Here is a 4,953-nt window from a genome sequence, read left to right as displayed (position 1 = left end):
CGTCCATGTTCCGTTTCCCTTTCCAGTGGCCACAGACAGGCTACGAAAGAGGGGCGGGCCATTCCATAAAGGGGGGCGATGACCGAGGAAGCAATGGTTACTAATCGTCATCCCAGTGCGGCGACACTGGCCTCCTACGTCGCGGGCAAGCTGGGGCAAGCTGCGGGCGTCGCCGTTGCAGCTCATCTTCTCCAGTGTAAGCGCTGTCTCACGGTGGCCGCCACCGCGGAAGATGATGGCAGGCTGCTGATCGGAGAACTGCCTCTATCGCCGCTTGCCTCTGGCGCCCTGCAACGAACACTGAACCGCATCCAACTTGCCCCAGCACCTCCGTCTATTGGGCTCTCTCCTCCGCCAGTTATGGATCTTTGTCGAAGAGCGGCAACAATGCTTGGCCGCCTTGGCTGGCCTACTCCCCAGCTGCGCTGGGTTGCTCCCGGTGTTCGTGTTGGCGTACTGTTGCAAGAACGTTGTAGCCGGTTTGGCTGTGAGACGCTGTTCGTGCTGCGCGTCAAACCTGGGGTTGCGCTGCCCAGCCACAGCCACGTGGGTCTCGAGCTTACTTGCGTGCTGGAAGGATCTTTCGCGGACGAGAGTGGTCGTTACGGCATCGGCGACATGGCCGAGGCAGAGGACAACGTCAGCCATCGTCCAGTGGCAGAGGGTCCAGCGGACTGTATCTGCCTGATTGCCACACAGGGGCGGCTGCGCTTCCCAGGCCTACTGGGGCGGCTGGTGGGAACTTACCTGAGAATATAGGCCAACAAGATCCATCCCAAACGCTCACCCTGCTGACGGTGAACAGGCGGCAGGTGCGGGTGCAACTGCCGGAGATCAACGCCCTTAAGAGCCGCCAGCCTTGGGTAGCCGGACGCAACAGGCGCTCTCCACGCTGGTGTTCCGCAAGGCCGTGGCCATGCTGGTGCAGGACACCAATCGCCACGGCTCCGGCGTGGGCACGGTGTAGGTCAGCCGGCTCAACGCCAATGCCAAGATGATCCGGCAAGAGCACGCCTGAATGTACCGGCAGTACCTGCGCAACGGCGCCGTGCTGCCCTTGGACGACGATGCCCGGCAGGCCCGGCGCGGGCTGTGGGCGCTGCCGGAGGCGGAGCGGGTGCCGTCCTGGGCTTTTGGCGCCGGCAGGACCACACCATCGGGCAGCCTGCCCTCTCCTCCACATCTCAAGCCTCAGCGGCTTCCGGAGCATCGGGCTTCAGCTGCGGCGACAAGCGTTTGTGCCGCGAGATGAGCAGTTGCGCCGAGGCACAATATCACCTGCAGCAATGCAGGCGAAGCCTAGCTTAGCCCTGAGGAACTTCAGGGCTCAGGTCAGAGATGGCTTTCAGTTCACTGTAAGCCGCTAGCGCTCCTTTCTTATGGCTTGAGACCGCGGAATGCATTAACATTCCGAATACGACATGAAAACTTAGACGCGGTGCGCCTTCAGGGGACTTGCCATGAACCTGAGCAAATGCCTGCAAGCTTCGGTTGTCCTGCTCTCCACTGGCCTGGGCTTTCCGGGGCGCGCCGAAATCGTATCAGAAGTTATAAACGGTGCGACCTGTATCCCATACCCGCCCTATGACACCACTGTGGCCGTGCCTTATCAGCACTGGCTTTATGCCTTCCGGGAGAGCGCCTTCTGCCACATCACCATGCCTCCCAATTGGTCGGTAGATAATCTCTCCTACGTCCTCTTCCAATGAACTGGCGCCCTGACGGCGCGGCTCTGTGTGCATTCCGGAACCTTTACTGTCGCGTGCGGTGCTCCACGCACGATCTCAGGGGGCACTTCCATCCAGTGGGTGGGACCGCCCGCACTGCCGAGCTTCGCATCAGGCGCCTTTGTACATATTCAGATCTCCGGTCGCAGCACAGCGACCGTCCAACAGCTTTGGCCAGTATGGTCGAGGTAAGACAGCAGGAAACTGCGTTCTGGAGGTACTATCATGACCCTGGCCTGCAGACGGGCGACCCAGTTCTCCGGCGCAGTTCTGGCGACCCTGGTCCTTCTCTCCTGTGCACCAGTGCATACTCCGACAGCCAGTCCATCACCGGATCAACACCGCGCAGCTTTGGAAAGCCGTCGTTTGGAAGAAGCACGGTTCTTGAAAACGCTTGCCAACGGGGTTCAGAACGAACCGCGAAATGATGCCTGGGCCCAGGATCAAGAAGCTGCGCTGCGGGCATCCTACTCTGTCGATTCACGGCTACCGCGTGGTGCCCTGCGAACTATCGATTGCAGGAGTTCAAAGTGCGAGCTTCAGCTCCAGATGAACCCACCGCGCCAGCCTTTCACAGCAGCCGACCAGTACCACGCCGTAAACAGGTGGATCGCTGCTCATCAGCCCTGCGCTTACACCCTGGCAATGCCTCCAATTTCGGCGGGAACAACGGAGACGGCACACATTTATCTGGATTGCGCTGTCCGATAAACCCGGCATCCCGTGCGGCTTCAAGTACGTGCCCAATTTCGCTGTTGGCTGGTGATTTCTGCCAGGCAGTGCTGACCATGTGATTGTTGTCGAGTGGTTGTTCGGCCAGTAGATCCATGATGGCAGCCGTGCTGTCCGCGTGGTGGATGGCGCGGGTCCAGCGCTTCACAGTCTCGCGGATCTGCTGCCAAAAGGGGAGAAGGCCGTACCGCTCGGCGCCTCCGCAGGCTGCCGGATCAGGGACGAACAGTGCGGCGTAACTGAGTTGGAAGTTGGTTCTGTCCTTGGAAATATAGGACGTTCAATGGGCGAACGGCATTTCGCACTCGCCGCGTCTAGACCTCCCGCCAGCTGGTGCTGGGCGGGGGGGGCGCGGCGCTCGGCTTGCTGGCCCTACACGGCTTCTGGCGCCGCAACACCGCCTCGAGCAGTTCCAGTACCACCACGCCGTGCTGAGTGCCGTAGCTGTGCTCCAAGTAGGCGTAATCGCCACCACGCCGATCGATCACCTCACAGGGCATGAGCACCGGCCACCTCCCCAAGGGTTGTCGCCACATGACGCACCCCCGCATCGCCCTCCCGCCGGCGGTGCCAAGCGAGGTGGACCGAGAAGCCTTCCACCGCGACCGGCGGCTCCAGCACTGCAAGCCCGTCGCGCATCCCGGACGCGATGGATCGACCCGGCAGCAGCGCGATGAGGTCGGAACCGAGGAGCAGCGGCGGCACCAGCAGAAAGTTTGGCACGACGAGCCCCACGCGCCTCACCCGGCCATGCCGCGCTAGCACCTCGTCCAGCGCGCCGTGCACCTCCCCGCGGCCGGAGACGAGCACGTGCGGATAGGACAGCCAGCGGTCGAGGTCGAAGCCTGTGACGGCAGGGTGGTCGTGGCGCATGGCGACGACATAGCCCTCCCGCAGCAACTCCTTGCGGCAGATGTCGGGGCCAGCCGAGGGGAAGACTGACGCCGCGAGGTCGAGCGTGCCGCGCGTCAGCGCCTCCATCGCCGCCGGCGCGCCGTGCCAGGGCTGCACGACAAGGTCGAGGCCCGGCGCGGTGCGCGACAGCGCCGCTACCAGCGGGGCGAGCAGGAGGGCGGCAAGGCTGTCCGCCATGAGGAGCCGCACGGTCTGGCGGAGATCCGCAAGCAGCACCTCCGGCGGGGCGAGCACGTCCACGAGGCCCGCCAACGCGTCCTTCAGCCGCGGTCGGAGCGCCTCGGCCTTGGGCGTGAGGCGCATGCCTCCGGCCGCGCGCTCCAGCAGCCGGTCGCCGAACAGGTGGCGGCAGCGCTCGAGCGCGCTGGAGGTGGCGGGCTGCGACAGGCCGAGCCGGTCGGCGGCGCGGGAGACATGCGCCTCCTCGAGCAGAGCGTCGAGCACGACGAGGAGGTTCAAGTCTACGCCACGAAGGTTCATGGCGTGGATAATGGCATATGCAGATTATCTGTTGGAGTGATTTCGCGTGCCCTCCCACTTTCCGTCCAGCACACAGGAGGCCGCGATGTCCCGAACCCTGATCCTCTTCTTCCACCCCGCCCCCTCGCATTCGAAGGCGAATGTCGCCCTGCTGGCCGCGGCGTGGCCTCTGCCCGGCGTCGAGATCGCCGACATGGGCGCGCTCTACCCCGACGGCGCGATCGACACCGAGGCCGAGGTCGGGCGGCTGCTCGCCGCCGACCGGCTGGTGCTCCAGTTCCCGGTGCAGTGGTACGCGACGCCTCCGCTGCTGAAGGCCTGGCAAGACGCGGTGCTGACCTGGCTGTTCTACATCCGGCCGGAGGAGGGGGCGCGGCTGCGTGGCCTGCCGGTCACCCTCGCCGCAACGGCGGGAAACGTACCGGAGGCCTATGGACCGGCGGGCGCGAATCTCTACCCGCTCGAGGAGCTGTTGCGGCCGCTGGAGGCTACCGCGCATCGCTGCGGGATGATCTGGTCGCGGCCCTTCCTGCTCTACCGGGCGAACAAGCTCACGGCCGAGGAACTGGCGGCGGCGGGCGAAGCCTATGCCGCGCACCTGAAGCGGTGGATCGCGGCGACGGCGGAGGCCGTCTCTGCCCGCAAGCCCTCCTTGCGCACCCTGGCGGAGGCCTGAGCGATGAGGCGCGTCCTCGACACGCTTCCTGACCTCGCGCAAGGCACGCCGGGCACCTTCGTGCGGCCGCCCGCGCGCTTCCCCTCGGGCTGCTGGGGCAGTTCCTCGTTGCGAGACAGGCGCTGTTCCGCGACGCGGAGGTCCGGAGCGCCCATGCCGCACTCGGCATCGGGCTGGTCCTGCCGGTTGTCGCCCTACTGGGTGGGGTGCTGCTGACGAGGGTTGCCCGCTGGTCGGCGCTGAAGGCCTGGGGCATGCGGCTGGCCCAACGTCGCGGCGCCAAGCGGGCCAAGGTGGCGCTGGCCCGCAAGCTGGTGGGCATCCTGCACCGGATGTGGGTCAGCGAGAGCGATTTCCGCTCCGGCGCCCCGGCTGCGGCCATGGAGGGCTGACCGAGCCAGGACCTCAGCTCACCAGAACGCA

7 protein-coding genes are annotated in these 4,953 nt (G+C 65.1%); 4 read left to right on the top strand and 3 right to left on the bottom strand.

Annotation, left to right across the window (positions count from 1 at the left end; all coding sequences use genetic code 11):
• The first annotated feature begins 78 nt into the window (after nucleotides 1-78).
• The gene (locus tag D2K64_RS26360) at nucleotides 79-759 is read left to right on the top strand and encodes a ChrR family anti-sigma-E factor (RefSeq protein WP_120010665.1); all 681 of its coding nucleotides are present in this window, start codon (nucleotides 79-81) and stop codon (nucleotides 757-759) included.
• Nucleotides 760-1,460: 701 nt separating this feature from the next.
• Entirely contained in the window at nucleotides 1,461-1,709 is a 249-nt protein-coding gene (locus D2K64_RS24800) for a hypothetical protein (RefSeq protein ID WP_157986067.1), read from the top strand.
• A gap of 589 nt (nucleotides 1,710-2,298) precedes the next feature.
• Here the strand turns inward: D2K64_RS24800 and D2K64_RS24795 are convergent.
• From D2K64_RS24795 to D2K64_RS22740, 3 genes are all read right to left on the bottom strand, one after another.
• Complete coding sequence (locus tag D2K64_RS24795; protein WP_157986066.1) at nucleotides 2,299-2,607, bottom strand: hypothetical protein; 309 nt, start codon at nucleotides 2,605-2,607, stop codon at nucleotides 2,299-2,301.
• 166 nt (nucleotides 2,608-2,773) lie between these two features.
• Nucleotides 2,774-2,965 (bottom strand): hypothetical protein, encoded by a 192-nt coding sequence (locus D2K64_RS22745; RefSeq protein WP_120010664.1) that lies wholly within the window; start codon nucleotides 2,963-2,965, stop codon nucleotides 2,774-2,776.
• Nucleotides 2,949-3,833, bottom strand: a complete 885-nt coding sequence (locus D2K64_RS22740) for a LysR family transcriptional regulator (RefSeq protein ID WP_238384387.1) — start codon at nucleotides 3,831-3,833, stop codon at nucleotides 2,949-2,951. Before D2K64_RS22740 ends, D2K64_RS22745 begins: the two co-directional genes overlap by 17 nt.
• A 106-nt stretch (nucleotides 3,834-3,939) precedes the next feature.
• Here D2K64_RS22740 and D2K64_RS22735 point away from each other — a divergent pair, with 106 nt between their 5' ends.
• Both D2K64_RS22735 and D2K64_RS24790 read left to right on the top strand, forming a co-directional pair.
• The gene (locus D2K64_RS22735; protein WP_120010662.1) at nucleotides 3,940-4,530 is read left to right on the top strand and encodes an NAD(P)H-dependent oxidoreductase; all 591 of its coding nucleotides are present in this window, start codon (nucleotides 3,940-3,942) and stop codon (nucleotides 4,528-4,530) included.
• A gap of 254 nt (nucleotides 4,531-4,784) precedes the next feature.
• The gene (locus tag D2K64_RS24790; RefSeq protein WP_157986065.1) at nucleotides 4,785-4,922 is read left to right on the top strand and encodes a hypothetical protein; all 138 of its coding nucleotides are present in this window, start codon (nucleotides 4,785-4,787) and stop codon (nucleotides 4,920-4,922) included.
• Nucleotides 4,923-4,953 lie beyond the last annotated feature (31 nt).

The organism is Teichococcus vastitatis (genome assembly GCF_003604215.1).
GTDB lineage: Bacteria > Pseudomonadota > Alphaproteobacteria > Acetobacterales > Acetobacteraceae > Pseudoroseomonas > Pseudoroseomonas vastitatis.
Note: the sequence above shows the minus strand (reverse complement) of the source record. Positions and strands in the feature narration are given on the sequence as shown.

Excerpts from the sequence above, each read along its gene's own strand:
- D2K64_RS26360 (WP_120010665.1), top strand. The coding sequence starts at position 79 with ATGACCGAGGAAGCAATGGTTACTAATCGTCATCCCAGTGCGGCGACA.
- D2K64_RS24800 (WP_157986067.1), top strand. The coding sequence starts at position 1,461 with ATGAACCTGAGCAAATGCCTGCAAGCTTCGGTTGTCCTGCTCTCCACT.
- D2K64_RS22735 (WP_120010662.1), top strand. The coding sequence starts at position 3,940 with ATGTCCCGAACCCTGATCCTCTTCTTCCACCCCGCCCCCTCGCATTCG.
- D2K64_RS24790 (WP_157986065.1), top strand. The coding sequence starts at position 4,785 with ATGCGGCTGGCCCAACGTCGCGGCGCCAAGCGGGCCAAGGTGGCGCTG.